Origin of the sequence: Streptomyces araujoniae (assembly GCF_050871195.1) — a bacterium.
Classification (GTDB): Bacteria; Actinomycetota; Actinomycetes; order Streptomycetales; family Streptomycetaceae; genus Streptomyces; species Streptomyces bacillaris.
The window spans coordinates 5,679,518-5,695,646 of sequence record NZ_CP194070.1; the positions used below are offsets into that span (position 1 = coordinate 5,679,518).

Genomic DNA, 16,129 nt, shown 5'->3' on the forward strand with positions numbered 1-16,129 from the left:
TCCGGTGCTCACCGAACTGTTCACGCCCTCCGTCCAGCATGCGCTCGACCTCGTCGGGATCTTCGTCTTCGCGATCTCGGGCGCGCTGCTCGCCGTACGCAAGAACTTCGATGTCTTCGGCATCGCCGTTCTCGCCGAGGTGACGGCGCTGGGCGGAGGGCTGTTCCGCGACGTGATGATCGGCGCGATCCCGCCCGCCGCCTTCACCGACCTCGGGTACTTCATCACCCCGCTCTTCGCCGCCGGTCTCGTCTTCTTCCTCCACCCGCACGTGGAGCGCATCCAGGTCGGCGTCAACGTGTTCGACGCGGCGGGGCTCGGCCTGTTCTGCGTGACCGGCACGGTCAAGGCGTACGAGTACGGCCTCGGGCTCACCGCCTCGGCGGCGCTCGGGCTGGCGACCGCGGTGGGCGGCGGTGTGCTGCGGGACGTGCTGGCCAACGAGGTCCCGTCGCTGCTGCGCTGGGACCGCGACCTGTACGCGGTGCCCGCGATCGTCGGCGCGACCATGGTCGTCCTCTGCATCCGCTTCGACACCCTCAACGCCCTGACCAGCGGCCTGGCGGTGATCGCGGCCTTCACCCTGCGGCTGCTGGCCCTGCGCTTCCACTGGCGGGCCCCGCGTGCCTACAACCGGTCCTCGGCACGGGCGGAGGAGGCGTAGGGGAGAGGCGACGTAGGGGAGAAGCGCGGGAGCCTCCCCGAGGAAGGGGCCATCAAAAGCTACCGCTTAGTAACGCCATCCGTGTACGGTGCATGCCATGGCACAGGCAGCGACAGAGGCGGCGGCGCAGACCGCCCCGGCAACCCCGGCATCCATCGGCGACAGCGAGTTCGACCGGGACACCGCGGTCACCCGTCGCGAGGGGGGCGTCTACGACGCGACCCTCTCCGCGGGCTGGACCATCATCCACGCCGTCAACGGCGGCTATCTGCTGGCCCTCGTCGGCCGTGCGCTGGGCGAGGCGCTGCCGCACCCCGACCCGTTCTCGGTCTCCGCCCACTACCTCACCGCCTCGGTCCCCGGCCCCGCCGTGATCCGGACCCAGACCGTCCGCACCGGCCGCACCCTCTCCACCGGACAGGCCTCCCTCTTCCAGTACGCCGAGGACGGCAGCGAGATCGAGCGCATCCGCGTCCTCGCCACCTACGGCGACCTGGACACCCTCCCCGACGACGTACGCACCACCGCCCTGCCGCCGGCCATGCCCGCCCGCGAGCACTGCCTCGGTCCGAGCGACGGCGCGCCGAAGATCCCCGGCAGCTCGGCCATCACCGACCGCCTCGACATCAAGCTCGACCCGGCGACCGTCGGCTGGGCGGTCGGCGCCCCGTCCGGCAAGGGCGAGATGCGCGGCTGGTTCGGCCTCGCGGACGGCCGCGACCCCGACCCGCTCTCCCTGCTGCTCACCGTGGACGCCCTGCCGCCGACCTCGTTCGAGCTGGGCCTCACCGGCTGGACCCCCACCGTCGAGCTGACCACCCACGTCCGCTGCCGCCCCGCCCCGGGCCCGCTCCGCGTCGCCATCACCACCCGCAACCTCGCGGGCGGCTTCCTGGAGGAGGACGCGGAGGTCTGGGACAGCGCCGACCGCCTCGTCGCCCAGTCCCGCCAGCTGGCGAAGGCGCCGCGCGTGAAGTAGGGCGTACGGGTACGAGTGCGGCTTCCGCGCCCGTCCGGGGGCGCCCCGGGCGGGCGCGTCGCCGTGGGCGGCCGGGCGGGTCCGGCCGTCGGCGGTCCCGGGCGTTCGCGCGCCGCCGCGGAGGCCCGGGGAGGCTCGGGGCGGCCGCCCCCGGTGCCGCGCCGTCCCCGGTGCCGCGCCGTCTCCCGGCCCCGGGAAGGGGGTGTCCCGCCCCCCCCGGCCGGGGCGCGGGTGTCCCGCCCCTGGTCCGGGGCGGACGCTTCGTCGGGCCTCAGTCCAGGGCGGGCGCCTCGTCGAGCCAGTGGGCGCGGCCGATCGTCACCAGCCGCAGCCGCCGCCTGGTCCGCCGGACCACCTCCCGCTCGCGCTCCGGGCCGGCCTCCAGCAGGGCCGAGGCGGTCATGACCATGTGGTCCACGTAGAACCCGCCGAGCATCAGCAGATCCTCCCCGCTCCACCCCGCCGCCCCCGGCTCCTCGCCGAGCGCCGCCGCCACCTCCTCCGCGAACCGGAGCAGCTGCGCCGCGATGGCCTCGCGCACCGGGCCCACCCCGCCGTGCTGCTCCCGGGCGATGAACCGGAAGTGGGCGGGCTGCGCCGCGACATGACGCGCTATCACCTCCACGCTGCGGTCCACCCGCTCCTCGCTGTCGCCCGTCTCCATGAGCACCGCGGCGATCAGCCCGTGCAGGCTGCCCAGCGTCTCCTCCACCAGGGCCACCCCGAGGGCGGCGGTGTCCTCGAAGTGCCGGTAGAAGGCGGTGGGCGTGACCCCGGCGGCCCGGGTGACCTCGCGGAGCCCCAGGCTGCTCAGGCTCTGGTGCTCCAGCAGTCCGAGCGCGGCGTCGAGCAGGGCCTGGCGCGTCCTGAGCTTCTGGGTCTGGCGGATTCCGACGGTGTGACTCATGCCATTCAGTAAACAACCGTTCTCCGAGTCGAGGAAGGGGTCGGAGGTTTAGGCTGGGCAGTCAGTGAACACTCGTACTCCGAACGGCATTCGTCTTCGCGCCCCCCGCGCGGACTTCGCAGAGAGAGGTTCCGCCGTGCTCGTCCTCGTCGCCGCGCTGTTGCTCCTGGGCATCGTCCTCGGGGCGGTCGCCCAGCTTCCGGTTCCGGTCTCCCTGGCCGCCGCGAGCGTGATCGGCTGCTGGCTGCTGATCTTCGCCGTACGGGAACGCCGGACCCGCTGAGCCGGACGGCTGACCCGTGTCCGTGCCCGCACGCGCAGCCGTACCGGCCGATCCGCACCCGCACCCGCCGAGCCCGTCCTGCCCGGACCGACCCGAAGGAGCTCGCACCATGACCCTCACCCTCATCGACCGCGCCCGCCGTACGGGCCATGTCACCGACAGGGACGTCGAGGACGCCCCCGACAGGGGCCCTGCCGACACCGGCGCAGCGCCGGAGCGGACCCCCGACGCCGCCCCCTGCTCCGCTCCGCGCCGGGCCGCCGGACGGGAGGCGGACGGGCTCGCCGTCGCCTCCTTCGTCCTCGGCCTCGTCGGGCTGCTGGTCTTCAACCTGCTGCTCGGCCCCGCCGCGATCGTGATGGCGCTGCTGGCCCTGGCCCGCCGCACCCGCTGCCCCGGCCGCGCCCGGCTCGGCCTCGCGCTGGGCGTCGCGGACCTCGTGGTCCTGGCCGTCCTGGTCACCGTCAACGGCACGGTCGCCTGGGACCTGGCGGGCTGACAGGGGCGCCCCCGAACCGCTCACCCCGCTCCGGATCGGGCTCCGGACCGGGCTCCGGGCGGGTCCACCGCACCCCCGTGCGCCCGTGCGCGGCCGCCGCACCGTGAGACGCCCCGCCATGCGCCCCGCCCCGGGCTCGTAGAATCGGCCCCACCATGGCCTACCTCGACCACGCCGCGACCACGCCGATGCTTCCCGAAGCGATCGAGGCGATGACCGCCCAGCTCTCCGTCACCGGCAACGCGTCCTCGCTGCACGCGGCCGGCCGCAGAGCCCGCCGTACCGTCGAGGAGTCCAGAGAGACCCTGGCCGACGCCCTCGGCGCACGCCCCAGCGAGGTGGTCTTCACCTCCGGCGGCACCGAGGCCGACAACCTCGCGGTCAAGGGCCTCTACTGGTCCCGCCGCGACGCCGACCCCCGCCGCACCCGGGTCCTCGCGGGCCCCGTCGAGCACCACGCCGTCCTGGACGCCGTCGACTGGCTCGCCGAGCACGAGGGCGCCACCGTCGACTACCTCCCGGTCGACCGCCACGGCCGGGTCCACCCCGAGGACCTGCGCGCGGCGATCCTCCGCAACCCCGACGACATCGCGATGATCACCGTGATGTGGGCCAACAACGAGATCGGCACGATCATGCCGGTACGGGAACTGGCTTCGGTGGCCGCCGAGTTCGGGATCCCGATGCACGCCGACGCCGTGCAGGCCTTCGGCCAGCTGGAGGTCGGCTTCGCCGCCTCCGGACTGGCCGCGATGACGGTCAGCGGCCACAAGATCGGCGGCCCGTTCGGCATCGGCGCGCTGCTGCTGGGCCGCGACCACACCCCCGTACCCGTGCTGCACGGCGGCGGCCAGGAGCGGCACGTGCGCTCCGGGACCCTCGATGTGCCCGCCATCGCCTCCTTCGCGGTGGCCGGGCGGCTGGCCGCCGAGGGGCGCGAGCACTTCGCCCGGCGCGTCGGCGCGCTCCGCGACGACCTGGTGGCCGCCGTGCGCCACGCCGTCCCCGACGCCGTCCTCGGCGGTGACCCGGACCCGGCCGGGCGGCTCCCGGCCAACGCGCACTTCAGCTTCCCCGGCTGCGAGGGTGACTCCCTGCTGCTCCTGCTGGACGCCCAGGGCATCGAGTGCTCCACCGGCTCCGCCTGCACCGCCGGGATCGCCCAGCCCAGCCACGTACTCCTGGCCACCGGCACCGATCCGGACCTGGCCCGGGGCACCCTGCGCTTCTCGCTCGGCCACACCTCCACCGAGGACGACGTGAAGGCGCTGGCCCAGGCGATCGGCCCGGCGGTGGAGCGGGCACGGACGGCCGGCCTCAGCTGAGGGGCGCCGCCGGGCGCGAACCGGGCGCGGTCCGCTCCGTTCTCGCCGACGCCGACGCCGACGCCGACGCCGACGCCTACTCCGCCTTCGCGGACGCGGAAGCCGAGGGTGCCGGCGCCGGCGGGGCCGTCGCCGCCCGCCGCACCAGCTTCAGATACCGGTCCCAGTCCCAGTGCGGACCGGGGTCCGTGTGGTCGGTGCCGGGCACCTCCACATGGCCGATGATGTGCTCCCGGTCGATGGGGATGTCGTACCGCGCGCAGACCGACGCCGTGAGCCGCGCCGACGCCTCGTACATCTCCTTCGTGAGGTCCTTGGGCCGGTCCACGAACCCCTCGTGCTCGATGCCGACCGCCCGCTCGTTGAACGACCGGTTGCCCGCCTGGTACGCCACGTCCAGCTCACGGATCATCTGCACCACCCGGCCGTCCTGGCCCACGATGTAGTGCGTCGCGGCCCGGTGGGAGGGGTCCTGGAAGACGCGCACCGCGCTGTCGAAGCTGCCCTGGGTGACATGGATGATCACGCGGTCGATCCGGAAGTCGTCCGGCCGGTCCGCCCGCCGCCAGTTCGCCTCGGAGGCGGCGACCCAGGTGGCGCCCGCGTAGTCCAGCTCACCGGGCTTGCGGGGCTTCTCCACGCCCGGTATCCGCCACCACGCCCGCTTCATCTCCTCGCGCGCGAGGACGGCGGCGGTCCCGGCCGCCACCACCGCACCGCCGCCGATGAGCAGCGCACGCCGGCTGACGCCGCCGCCGGACTTCTTCCGCGACGCACGGGTGCTCCCGTTGTTCCCCATGTGATCGTCAACGCATATCCGCGAGCATTCGGTTCCCGGCGCCCCGTACCCTGGAGGGGCTATGACTCAGACTCCCCAGCGCCCCCTGCGTGTCCTCGCCGCGATGTCGGGCGGCGTGGACTCCGCCGTCGCCGCCGCCCGCGCCGTCGAGGCGGGCCACGACGTGACCGGTGTCCACCTCGCCCTCTCGGCCAACCCCCAGTCCTTCCGGACCGGCGCGCGCGGCTGTTGCACCATCGAGGACTCCCGGGACGCCCGCCGCGCGGCCGACGTCATCGGTATCCCGTTCTACGTCTGGGACCTGGCGGAACGCTTCCGCGAGGATGTGGTGGAGGACTTCGTCGCGGAGTACGAGGCCGGGCGCACGCCCAACCCCTGCCTGCGCTGCAACGAGAAGATCAAGTTCGCCGCGCTGCTCGACAAGGCGCTCGCCCTCGGCTTCGACGCCGTCTGCACGGGCCACTACGCCACGGTCCAGCTCACCGAGGACGGCGGCCGCGAGCTGCACCGCGCCTCCGACATGGCCAAGGACCAGAGCTATGTGCTCGGCGTCCTGGACGAGCGGCAGCTCGCCCACGCCATGTTCCCGCTCGGCGACACCCTCACCACCAAGGACGAGATCCGCGCCGAGGCCGAGCGCCGGGGCCTGGCCGTCGCCAAGAAGCCCGACAGCCATGACATCTGCTTCATCGCCGACGGCGACACCCAGGGCTTCCTGGCGAACCGGCTCGGCGGCCCGGCCGAGGGCGACATCCTGGACGAGTCCGGTACGAAGCTGGGCACCCACGACGGCGCGTTCGGCTTCACCATCGGCCAGCGCAAGGGCCTGAAGATCGGCCACCCCGCCCCCGACGGCAAGCCGCGCTATGTGCTCGACATCTCCCCGGTGAACAACACGGTCACCGTCGGCCCGGCCGAGGCGCTGGACGTGACCGCGCTGACCGCCATCAAGCCCCGCTGGTGCGGAACGCCCCCGTCCGGTCCGGGAACGTACACCGCCCAGCTCCGCGCCCACGGCGGCGAGTGCGAGGTGACGGCCGAGCTGGTGGACGGCTCCGAGCTGCACGTCACCTTCACCGAGCCGGTCCGGGGCGTGGCCCCCGGCCAGGCGGTCGTCCTCTACGACGGCACCCGCGTGGTCGGCTCGGCCACCATCGCCACGACGGTCCGCCGCGAGCGGGTGGCCTCAGGGGCCTGACCCCCGGCTCACGACGCCCGGCGCACGTAGACGTCCCGGGCGAAGAACTCCGTCAGCACCGGGGCGAGCACCTGCGGGGCCACCTCGTGCGTCTGGCCGGTGAGCGTACGGTGCCGGGCGCGGGGGAGGGCCTCGGCGAGGGTCCGGGTGGCGGCCCGGGACCGGGCCGAGCTGAAGCCGCCGCAGACCACCAGCGTGCGGGCGGTCACGGCGGCGAACCGCTCGGCCGGGACCGCCCCGTCGCCCAGCACCGCGTCGTCGTACGCCAGCGTGGGCGCCATCGCCTCCAGCCCCGGCCACAGGGGCGCGCGCCGCATCCGGTCCACCGTCGCCGGGTCCACGCCCTTCGCGGTCAGGAACAGCTCCACCGCCCCGGCCCGGTCCCCGGCGGCCAGCAGCCGGTGCAGCCGGTCGGAGGCGCGGGCCTTGAGGAGGAGGCCGGAGGCGCCGGGAGTGTAGGGCGGTTCGTAGACGGCGAGCAGCTCCACGGGGAGCCCGGCGGCGGCCGCCTCCAGGGCCAGCGCCCCGCCGGAGGACATCCCGAAGACCGAGGCGCCGGGGCCCGCCGCGGTGACGACGGCCGCCAGGTCCTCGATCTCCCGGCGCACGCCCGCCACCCCGCCCCCGTCCCCGTCCCCGGCGGCACTGCTGGCACCCCGGCCCCGGCGGTCGTAGGTGACCACGGTGAAGCGCGCCGCCAGCAGGGCGGCCAGGGGCGCGTCGGCCGCCGCCGTGCCCAGCGCCCCGCCGACCAGAACGAGGGGCGGGCCCTCGCCCCGGCGGTGGCAGGCGATCGGCGTGGAGTCGGCGGAGAGAATCCTGTCCATGGGAGGGCAGACCGGGGCGGGCCCGGAAACTCATCGCCCGGCGGCGGAGAACTTCCGGAAAGGTGTTCCGCCGCAGGTCAGTCGGGGACGACCGCTGTCCCGTAGAAGCAGAAGTGGTCCTGGATCGCGGCGACTCCGGGCTTCGGGTCCGGGTAGGCCCAGACGAGATCGGCGGCGCCGGGCACCGACCAGTAGGAGGCGTCGCCCTTGAACGGACAGTGGGTGGTGGTCTCCGACGGGGTGAGCAGCTCCGTACGGACGTCCTCGGGCGGCAGGTAGTAGCGGTCCGGGCAGCCGGTCTCGCGCAGGACGAGGGGGCGGCGGCTGTCGGCCAGGACCTGCCCGTCGTGCACCGCCCGTACGTGCACGGTGCCCGGCTCGACGGTGATGTGGTGTCCTCGGGTGACTCGGGTGGAAGTCATGCCTCTCTCAGCGGCGTACGGCTCCGGAATCTTCCCTCCTCCGGGGAGCGTGACGCGGACGGGGGAGTGCCGGAGGCGGGCCGTACGGTGGCTCCATGAACATCTGCGTCTTCCTCTCCGCCGCCGACCTCGACGACCGCTACACCGTGCCCGCCCGCGAGTTCGCCGAGCTGCTCGGCAGAGGCGGGCACACCCTGGTCTGGGGCGGTTCGGAGAGCGGCCTGATGAAGGTCGTCGCGGACGGGGTGCAGGAGGCGGGCGGGCGGCTCGTGGGGGTCTCGGTCGACTTCCTGGCCGCGAAGGCCCGCGAGAACGCCGACGAGATGGTCATCGCCCGCGATCTGGCCGAGCGCAAGGCCCTCCTCCTGGAGAAGGCCGACGCCGTGGTGATCATGGTCGGTGGCACGGGCACGCTGGACGAGGCCACCGAGATCCTGGAGCTGAAGAAGCACGGCAAGCACACCAAGCCGGTCGTCCTGCTCAACACGGCGGGCTTCTACGACGGGCTGCGCCTGCAGTTCCAGCGGATGGAGGACGAGGGGTTCCTCCCGGTGCCCCTGACCGACCTGGTCTTCTTCGCCAAGGACGGGGTGGGCGCGCTGGCGTATCTGGAGGAGTCCGCCGGTCTCCAGTAGCCCGCCCGTCTCCAGCGGTCCGCCCGTCCCCCGTGGGGAGCCCGGACCTAGGATCGGCCCATGCCTACTCACCTCATCACCGGCGCCGGTTCCGGCATCGGGGCCGCCGTCGCCCGCCGTCTCCTGGAGCGCGGCGACGACCTCGTCCTGCTCGCCCGGGACGCCGGACGCGCCAAGGAGTTCGCCGACCGCTACCCGGGCGCGCGGACGCTCGTCGGTGACCTCGGGAACCCCGACCGGCTCTCCTGGGCGTTCGGCCAGCAGGCCGTGCCCGAACGGATCGACACCCTGCTGCACATCGCGGGCGTCGTCGAACTGGGCACGGTCGGTGAGCTGACCCCGAAGGCCTGGCACTTCCAGCTCAACGCCAACCTGATCGCCCCCGCCGAGATCACCCGCCTCCTGGTCCCGCAGCTCCGCGCCGCCCAGGGCCACGTCCTCTTCGTGAACTCCGGCGCCGGGCTCAACGCCCACGCGGGCTGGAGCGCGTACGCCGCCAGCAAGCACGGCCTCAAGGCGCTCGCGGACTCGCTGCGCCAGGAGGAGCACGGCAACGGGGTGCGGGTCACCTCCGTCTACCCCGGGCGCACCGCCAGCCCCATGCAGGCCAAGGTGCACCAGCAGGAGGGCAGGGAGTACGACGCGGAGCGCTGGATCGACCCCGAGTCGGTCGCCACCACGATCCTGATGGCGATCGACCTGCCGCGCGACGCCGAGGTCAACGACCTCACGGTCCGCCCGGGCCGCTGAGACCCTCGGCCCGGTCGGCGGAGCCCGGAGCCCGGACCCCGAGACCGTCCGGTCCCCCGAGACCGTCCGGTCCCCCGAGACCGTCCGGTCCCCCGAGACCGTCCGGTCCCCCGAGACCGTCCGGTCCCCCGGGACCGTCCGGTCCTCCGAGTCCAGCCGGGGCCGCCGGCCCCGGCGCCCCGCGTACGCCGAGCGCACGCGGGGGACCGTAGGCTTCCCGCGTGAGCGAGAAGAACAAGTTCAGCGGGTGTCCGGCGACCGGCATCGGGTCCATGCCCGGGGGAGACGCGAGGGAGGCGGCGAAGACCGTCACCGGCTCCTTCGCCGACGGCCAGGGCATGCCGCACCTGGCGGAGCTGCCGGCGCGCGGCCCGGGCGCGGACATGATCGGCCGGACGATCGGCATGCTCGTCGAGCTGTACGGGCACGTCGAGCCGAGCGGCTGGCGGGTCAGCGACCGGCCCGGCCGCGACACCCGGCGCGCCCGCTCCTGGCTGGGCGAGGACCTGGACGCCCTGGAGGAGTTCACCCAGGGGTACGAGGGACTGCTCAAGGTCCAGGCCGTCGGGCCCTGGACCCTGGCCGCCGCCCTCGAACTGCGCGGCGGCGAAGCCATGCTGGCCGACGCCGGGGCCTGCCGCGACCTGGCCGGTTCGCTGGCCGAGGGGCTCCGCGCCCACCTCGCGGAGGTACGCCGCCGGATGCCCGGGGCCGAGGTGGTCCTCCAGTTGGACGAGCCCTCCCTGACGGCCGTCCTGCGCGGCCGGATCCGCTCCGCCAGCGGCTACCGCACCTACCGGGCCGTCGACCGCCAGGTCGTCGAGTCGGCCCTGCGCGACACCCTCGCCGTCGTGGGCGGGGAAGGGACGGCGATCGTCCACTCCTGCGCCCCCGAGGTGCCGTTCGCGCTGCTGCGCCGGGCCGGGGCCGCCGGAATCTCGTTCGACTTCTCCTTGCTCACGGAGCGTGAGGAGGAGGCGATCGGGGAAGCCGTCGAAGGCGGAACCCAGCTGTTCCTGGGCGTGGTGCCGTCCACCGACGCGGCAACGACGGCATTGTCGGACCCGGGCGGTAGCGTCATGGGGGTCAGGACGCTGTGGAGCAGGCTGGGGCTGAATCCGGGGACTCTCGCCGAGTCCGTCACCATCACCCCGTCGTGCGGTCTCGCGGGTGCGTCGCCCGCCTACGCCCGCACCGCGCTCGCCCACAGCGCCCGGGCGGCGAGGTCGCTCGCGGACAACCCTGAGTGACGGGGACGACGGGTACACAGGAGGACAGGACGATGGCGGGCGAAGAGCGGGTGGAGCAGGAGAGCACGGTTCCGGCGGACGTGCGGGAGACCCACGCGCTCCTGGCCGAGCAGGTCGAGGAGCACCGCTTCCGGTATTACGTGAAGGACCAGCCGGTCGTCAGCGACGCCGAGTTCGACCGGCTGATGCGCTCCCTGGAGGCCCTGGAGGAGGAGTACCCCCAGCTCCGCACCCCGGACTCCCCGACCCAGAAGGTCGCGGGGCCCTATGTCACGGAGTTCACCTCCGTCGAGCACCGCGAGCGCATGCTCTCCCTGGACAACGCGTTCGACGCCGACGACCTGGCCTCCTGGGCCGAGCGCGTCGCCAAGGAGGTCGGCACGCCCGACCACCACTTCCTGTGCGAGCTGAAGGTGGACGGGCTCGCCGTCAACCTCACCTACGAGCACGGCCGGCTGACCCGGGCGGCGACCCGCGGTGACGGCCGCACCGGCGAGGACATCACGCCCAACGTCCGGACGATCGCGGAGATCCCGCACCGCCTGCAGGGGGAGGACATCCCCGCACTGGTCGAGATCCGGGGCGAGGTCTTCTTCCCGATGGAGGCCTTCGAGGAGCTGAACGCCCGGCTGGTGGCCGCCGACGACAAGCCCTTCGCCAACCCGCGCAACGCGGCGGCCGGTTCGCTGCGCCAGAAGGACCCGAAGGTCACCGCCTCCCGCCCGCTCCACATGGTGGTCCACGGCATCGGCGCCCACGAGGGCCTCACCCTCGACCGCCTCTCCCAGGCGTACGACCTCCTGCACTCCTGGGGCCTGCCCACCGCCCGGTACAACAAGGTCGTCGACTCCCTCGACGGCGTACGGGAGTTCATCGCGTACTACGGCGACCACCGGCACTCCGTGGAGCACGAGATCGACGGGGTCGTCGTCAAGCTCGACGAGATCCCGCTCCAGGGGCGGCTGGGCTCCACCTCGCGCGCCCCGCGCTGGGCCATCGCCTGGAAGTACGCCCCCGAGGAGGTCAACACCAAGCTGGTCAACATCCGCGTCGGTGTCGGCCGCACCGGTCGCGTCACCCCGTACGCCCAGGTCGAGCCGGTCGAAGTGGCCGGTTCCGAGGTCGAGTTCGCCACCCTCCACAACCAGGAGGTGGTCAGGGCCAAGGGCGTCCTGATCGGTGACACCGTGGTGCTGCGCAAGGCGGGCGACGTCATCCCGGAGATCCTCGGCCCCGTCGTCGATCTGCGCGACGGCACCGAGAAGCCGTTCGAGATGCCGACGCACTGCCCCGAGTGCGGCACGGAGCTGCGCCCGATGAAGGAGGCCGACATCGACCTCCGCTGCCCCAACGCCCGTACGTGTCCCGCACAGTTGCGCGAGCGCATCTTCTACCTCGCCGGGCGCAAGAGCCTGGACATCGACCACTTCGGCTATGTGGCCGCCGCCGCCCTGACCTGCCCCCTGGAGCCCGCCGAGCCGGTCCTGAAGGACGAGAGCGGCCTGTTCGACCTCACCATCGAGCAGCTGCTGCCGATCCGGGCGTACGTCCTGGACCAGGACAGCGGGCTGCCCAAGCGGGACCCGAAGACCGGGGAGGAGAAGATCGCGACGGTCTTCGCCAACAAGCAGGGCGAGCCGAAGAAGAACGCGGTCGCCATGCTGGAGGGCATCGCCGCCGCGAAGGAGGCCCCGCTGGCCCGGGTCCTCACCGGCCTCTCCATCCGCCACGTCGGACCCGTCGCCGCCCAGGAGCTGGCCCGCCAGTTCCGCTCCATCGACCGGATCGAGGAGGCCACCGAGGAGGAGCTGGCCGACGCCGACGGCGTCGGCCCCACCATCGCCGCCTCCGTCAAGCAGTGGTTCGCCGAGGAGTGGCACCGCGAGATCGTGCGGAAGTGGCGCGAGGCCGGGGTCAGGATGGCCGACGAGGGCGCCGACGAGGAACAGGGCCCCCGCCCCCTCGAAGGGCTCACCGTCGTCGTCACCGGCACCCTCACCGGCTACACCAGGGACGGCGCCAAGGAGGCGCTCCAGGCTCTGGGCGCGAAGGTCACCGGCTCGGTGTCGAAGAAGACCGCGTTCGTGGTCGTCGGGGACAACCCCGGCTCCAAGTACGACAAGGCCATGCAGCTGAAGGTCCCCGTCCTCGACGAGGACGGCTTCGCCGTCCTGCTGGAACAGGGCCCGGACGCCGCCCGGGAGGCGGCCCTGCCGCTGCCGGAGCCGGTGGCGGAAGCGGGGCCGGGGGCGGCACCCGGAGCGGAGGCCGGGCCGGAGGCCGCTGCGGAGTAAGCCGGGGCGGCCCGGCCCGGCCCCGGCGCCCTGCGCCCGCTTCGGGCTCCGACCCGGCGTCCCGCCCGCCCCCGGCGTCCCCCCCCCCGGCGTCCCGCCCCCCCCCGGAGCCCTGCCCGTACGGGCGTCCCGCCCCGGTGTCCCGCGCCCGCTTCCGGGCTCCGCCCAGGCGTCCCGCCCTCCCACCGGTGCCCCGTGCCGCCCCACGGTGCGCGCCACTCCCGGGCATCCACTGTTCGCCGTATCGAGACGACTTCGAGACGCGGCCCCGGCGTGGCGTGCCACCGGTGGGGAAGAAACGGGGCAGAGGGGCGAAGAAAGGTCGGCCCGGTTCCGTACAGCCCGCCCGGTTCACTCGTTCGGCGCATAGCAGATGGTGACGGGTCGTCGGTTCGCCTTCGGTAAGAGCTGTAGAGCGCTGCCCCTGGAAGCCTTTCGCGGCCTACTGTTGAGGAGTAGCGCCTGCCGTGCACGGTCACCCGCCCGGGGCTGTGCGCACCGGAGAGCGGGGGCCACCGAGGGAGTACGGCACCGCCGGCTGTGAGAGGGACGGAATGAAACCGACCGAGAGCGCCGCCCCGGTGTCGCGGCTGCAAGGTTTCGTCGGCCTCACGTCCCCCGTGGGTGCCGCCGCCATCGGGATCGCGACGCTCCTGCTGGCAGCCGGTTTCTACCACGCGGTGCGCGACGGCCACGCCCTCTTCCCGGACGGGGCCGTGGGCTGGTCGCTCGCCGTGCTCACCGGGATCATCGTCGGCCACCTCGTCGCGCTCGGCCGGGACCGCTGGTGGGGCGGGACCGGCTCCGGGGCCGCGCTCACCCTCGCCGTGCTGCTCCTCTACGGCTGGCTGCCCGCCGGTCTGGTCAGCATGGTCGTCGTGGTGCTCGTCGGGAGCGCCCGCAGACACCGCTGGTGGCAGGGGCTCCTGCACGGCGCGGTGGACATCCTCGGGATCGCCGCCGCCGCGCTCGTGCTGGCCGCGTTCGGGGTGGTGCCGAGCGTCGAGCGACCCTGGGTGCCACTCGACTGGGGCATCGCCGCCGTGCCGGAACTGCTCCTGGCGGCGTCCACGTATCTGCTCGTCACCCGGGTCCTGCTGTGGTACGCGGGCGCCCCGTACAACGGCGGGCTGCCCACCATCGCCCGCACCGCCCTGCTCCGCCAGGGGCTCGTCGCCGTCGCGCTGCTCGGCCTCGCCCCGCTGATCTGCGTCGTCGCGATGTCCATGCCCGTCGTGCTGCCGCTCTTCGCGGTCCCGCTGATCGCGCTGGACTCCACGCTCTGGATCGCCCGCGCCCGGGCCGAGGAGCAGCTCCGCGACCCGCTGACCGGGCTGCCCAACCGCCAGTGGCTGCTGGAGCGGACCTGGTCGGCGCTGGAGGACGCCGAGAGCGTCGGCACCCGGTCGGCGCTGGTCCTGATAGACCTGGACCGCTTCCGGGCCGTCAACGACACCCTCGGCCATCTCGCCGGGGACCGGCTGCTGCTCCAGATAGCGGAACGGCTGCGCCTCGCCCTGCCGTACGGGGCGGAGGCGGCCCGGCTCGGCGGCGACGAGTTCGCCGTCCTGCTGCCGCAGGCCGACTCCACCACCAGCGCCCAGCGGGTCGCCCGCCACCTGGTGGCGGAGCTGTCCTCACCGCTCGACCTGGACGGGCTGGTCCTGGTGCTGGAGGCCAGCGCCGGGGTCGCCGTCTACCCGGACCACGCGCTGGACGCCGAAGGACTGCTGCGCCGCGCCGACGTGGCGATGTACCAGGCCAAGCGCGACCGCACGGGCGTGGAGGTCTACGAGTCCAAGCGGGACAGCAACACCCCCGACCGGCTGGGGCTGCTCGGCGATCTGCGCCGGGCGCTGGACGCGGGCGACGTCGAGCTGCACTACCAGCCCAAGGTCCGCTTCGACGGGCAGGTCGCGGGCCTGGAGGCGCTGGTGCGCTGGGTGCACCCGGAGCGCGGGAGGGTCCCTCCGGACGAGTTCATCGCCATCGCGGAGTCGTCCGGCCTGATGCCGCACCTCACGGAGTACGTCCTGGAGACGGCGCTCGCCCAGGTCGCCCGGTGGCGTGCGCAGGGCCTGTTCGTCCCGGTCGCGGTCAACGTCTCGCCGCGCGACGTCCACACCCCCGGCTTCGCGGGCGGGGTCGCCGCCCGGCTCGCCCGGCACGGCGTCCCGGCCTCGGCGCTCCAGTTGGAGATCACGGAGCACGTCCTCCTGGAGGACCCGCAGCGCGCCGCCGACACCCTCGCCGGGCTGACCGCGCACGGCGTGAAGATGTCCCTGGACGACTTCGGCACGGGGTACTCCTCCCTCGTCCATCTGCGCCGGCTCCCCGTGAGCGAGCTGAAGATCGACCGCTCCTTCGTGGCCCGCCTCGCCCTGGACCACGAGGACGGCGAGATCGTCCGCTGCACGATCGACCTGGCCCACTCCCTGGGCCTGGTCGTCGTCGCGGAGGGCGTCGAGGACGACGAGACCTGGGAGCGGCTGCGGGACCTGCGGTGCGACGCGGTCCAGGGGTGGCTGGTGGCGGCCGCGATGCCGCCCCAGGAGACGACGGCCTGGCTGCGGGCGCGCGACGAGCACGGCTGGCGGCGCCCCGCCGAGCTGGAGGCCCAGGCGGCCGCCGCGGCGGCGAACGGCACGGCGGACCCCGAGCAGCGCCAGCACCCGCACCCGACCCAGGGCCGTGCGGTCTCGGGCCCGGCGACGACCTGAGCCCGGGGCCGTCCGCTCCCGTACGGAAGGCGGCGCGCCCGTACGGATGACGCCCCCGTCCCCGTACGGGAGCGGCGCCCGCCCCCTCCCGTACGGGAGGGGGGCTCCGTCCCCGTACGGAGTCGGCACCCCCTCCCGTACGGAATGGGCGCCCCCGTCCCCCTGCGAAACGCCTCCGTAACCACCGAAACGGGTGGGCCCATCGGGGTGGGGTACCCGGCACGGGCGGACCCCATAGGATTGGGGCCAAAACCACACACCAACCCCTGAGGATCGCTGCATGCCTGGCATCACGCGCGAGGAGGTCGCCCACCTCGCCCGGCTGGCGCGTCTGGAGCTGAAGGGCGAAGAGCTCGATCACTTCGCCGGTCAGCTCGACGACATCATCGGCGCGGTCGCCCGCGTCTCCGAGGTCGCCGACCAAGACGTACCGCCGACCTCCCACCCGCTGCCGCTGACCAACGTCATGCGCGCGGACGAGGTCCGTCCGTCGCTCACCCCCGAGCAGGCGCTCTCCGGCGCCCCGGCCCAGGAGCAGCAGCGTTTCAAGGTGCCGCAGATCCTGGGGGAGGACTAA

General features: G+C 73.8%; 16 protein-coding genes. 12 read left to right on the forward strand and 4 right to left on the reverse strand.

Annotation, left to right across the window (positions count from 1 at the left end; translation table 11 throughout):
• Positions 1-4 precede the first annotated feature (4 nt).
• Complete coding sequence (locus ACQ9ZG_RS24590) at positions 5-664, forward strand: trimeric intracellular cation channel family protein (protein WP_028416483.1); 660 nt, start codon at positions 5-7, stop codon at positions 662-664.
• A 97-nt stretch (positions 665-761) separates the two neighbouring features.
• Positions 762-1,643, forward strand: a complete 882-nt coding sequence (locus ACQ9ZG_RS24595; RefSeq protein WP_181398225.1) for a thioesterase family protein — start codon at positions 762-764, stop codon at positions 1,641-1,643.
• Between the two features lie 271 nt (positions 1,644-1,914).
• Here ACQ9ZG_RS24595 and ACQ9ZG_RS24600 read toward each other — a convergent pair whose 3' ends face one another.
• Entirely contained in the window at positions 1,915-2,550 is a 636-nt protein-coding gene (locus ACQ9ZG_RS24600; RefSeq protein WP_109917643.1) for a TetR family transcriptional regulator, read from the reverse strand.
• A gap of 136 nt (positions 2,551-2,686) precedes the next feature.
• On the opposite strand from ACQ9ZG_RS24600, the gene ACQ9ZG_RS24605 reads away from it, so the two are divergent.
• The 3 genes from ACQ9ZG_RS24605 (at position 2,687) to ACQ9ZG_RS24615 (ending at position 4,657) form a co-directional block, all read left to right on the forward strand.
• Entirely contained in the window at positions 2,687-2,833 is a 147-nt protein-coding gene (locus tag ACQ9ZG_RS24605; RefSeq protein WP_018492316.1) for a hypothetical protein, read from the forward strand.
• Positions 2,834-2,942: 109 nt separating this feature from the next.
• A complete protein-coding gene (locus ACQ9ZG_RS24610; RefSeq protein ID WP_109917644.1) occupies positions 2,943-3,332 on the forward strand; it encodes a hypothetical protein in 390 nt (129 codons plus the stop codon).
• A gap of 155 nt (positions 3,333-3,487) precedes the next feature.
• The gene (locus tag ACQ9ZG_RS24615; protein ID WP_084992047.1) at positions 3,488-4,657 is read left to right on the forward strand and encodes a cysteine desulfurase family protein; all 1,170 of its coding nucleotides are present in this window, start codon (positions 3,488-3,490) and stop codon (positions 4,655-4,657) included.
• A 76-nt stretch (positions 4,658-4,733) separates the two neighbouring features.
• Here the strand turns inward: ACQ9ZG_RS24615 and ACQ9ZG_RS24620 are convergent, their stop codons facing one another.
• On the reverse strand, positions 4,734-5,456 hold the full coding sequence (locus ACQ9ZG_RS24620) for an N-acetylmuramoyl-L-alanine amidase (protein WP_109914085.1): 723 nt from the start codon (positions 5,454-5,456) through the stop codon (positions 4,734-4,736).
• Positions 5,457-5,517: 61 nt separating this feature from the next.
• Here ACQ9ZG_RS24620 and mnmA point away from each other — a divergent pair, with 61 nt between their 5' ends.
• Complete coding sequence (gene mnmA, locus ACQ9ZG_RS24625; protein WP_109914084.1) at positions 5,518-6,654, forward strand: tRNA 2-thiouridine(34) synthase MnmA; 1,137 nt, start codon at positions 5,518-5,520, stop codon at positions 6,652-6,654.
• A gap of 8 nt (positions 6,655-6,662) precedes the next feature.
• Here the strand turns inward: mnmA and ACQ9ZG_RS24630 are convergent, their stop codons facing one another.
• Both ACQ9ZG_RS24630 and ACQ9ZG_RS24635 read right to left on the reverse strand, forming a co-directional pair.
• Positions 6,663-7,481 (reverse strand): alpha/beta fold hydrolase, encoded by an 819-nt coding sequence (locus ACQ9ZG_RS24630; protein WP_499281242.1) that lies wholly within the window; start codon positions 7,479-7,481, stop codon positions 6,663-6,665.
• Between the two features lie 77 nt (positions 7,482-7,558).
• The gene (locus ACQ9ZG_RS24635) at positions 7,559-7,903 is read right to left on the reverse strand and encodes a DUF427 domain-containing protein (protein ID WP_109916234.1); all 345 of its coding nucleotides are present in this window, start codon (positions 7,901-7,903) and stop codon (positions 7,559-7,561) included.
• A 95-nt stretch (positions 7,904-7,998) separates the two neighbouring features.
• Between ACQ9ZG_RS24635 and ACQ9ZG_RS24640 the strand changes: the two genes are divergently transcribed.
• The 6 genes from ACQ9ZG_RS24640 (at position 7,999) to gatC (ending at position 16,129) form a co-directional block, all read left to right on the forward strand.
• Positions 7,999-8,538 (forward strand): LOG family protein, encoded by a 540-nt coding sequence (locus ACQ9ZG_RS24640; protein ID WP_018492323.1) that lies wholly within the window; start codon positions 7,999-8,001, stop codon positions 8,536-8,538.
• A 60-nt stretch (positions 8,539-8,598) separates the two neighbouring features.
• Entirely contained in the window at positions 8,599-9,288 is a 690-nt protein-coding gene (locus ACQ9ZG_RS24645) for an SDR family oxidoreductase (protein WP_109916233.1), read from the forward strand.
• Between the two features lie 221 nt (positions 9,289-9,509).
• Positions 9,510-10,538, forward strand: a complete 1,029-nt coding sequence (locus tag ACQ9ZG_RS24650) for a methionine synthase (RefSeq protein ID WP_018492325.1) — start codon at positions 9,510-9,512, stop codon at positions 10,536-10,538.
• A 32-nt stretch (positions 10,539-10,570) separates the two neighbouring features.
• Positions 10,571-12,832, forward strand: a complete 2,262-nt coding sequence (gene ligA, locus ACQ9ZG_RS24655; protein WP_499281243.1) for an NAD-dependent DNA ligase LigA — start codon at positions 10,571-10,573, stop codon at positions 12,830-12,832.
• Positions 12,833-13,386: 554 nt separating this feature from the next.
• Positions 13,387-15,552, forward strand: a complete 2,166-nt coding sequence (locus ACQ9ZG_RS24660; RefSeq protein WP_018492327.1) for a putative bifunctional diguanylate cyclase/phosphodiesterase — start codon at positions 13,387-13,389, stop codon at positions 15,550-15,552.
• Positions 15,553-15,832: 280 nt separating this feature from the next.
• A complete protein-coding gene (gene gatC / locus ACQ9ZG_RS24665) occupies positions 15,833-16,129 on the forward strand; it encodes an Asp-tRNA(Asn)/Glu-tRNA(Gln) amidotransferase subunit GatC (RefSeq protein WP_015036350.1) in 297 nt (98 codons plus the stop codon).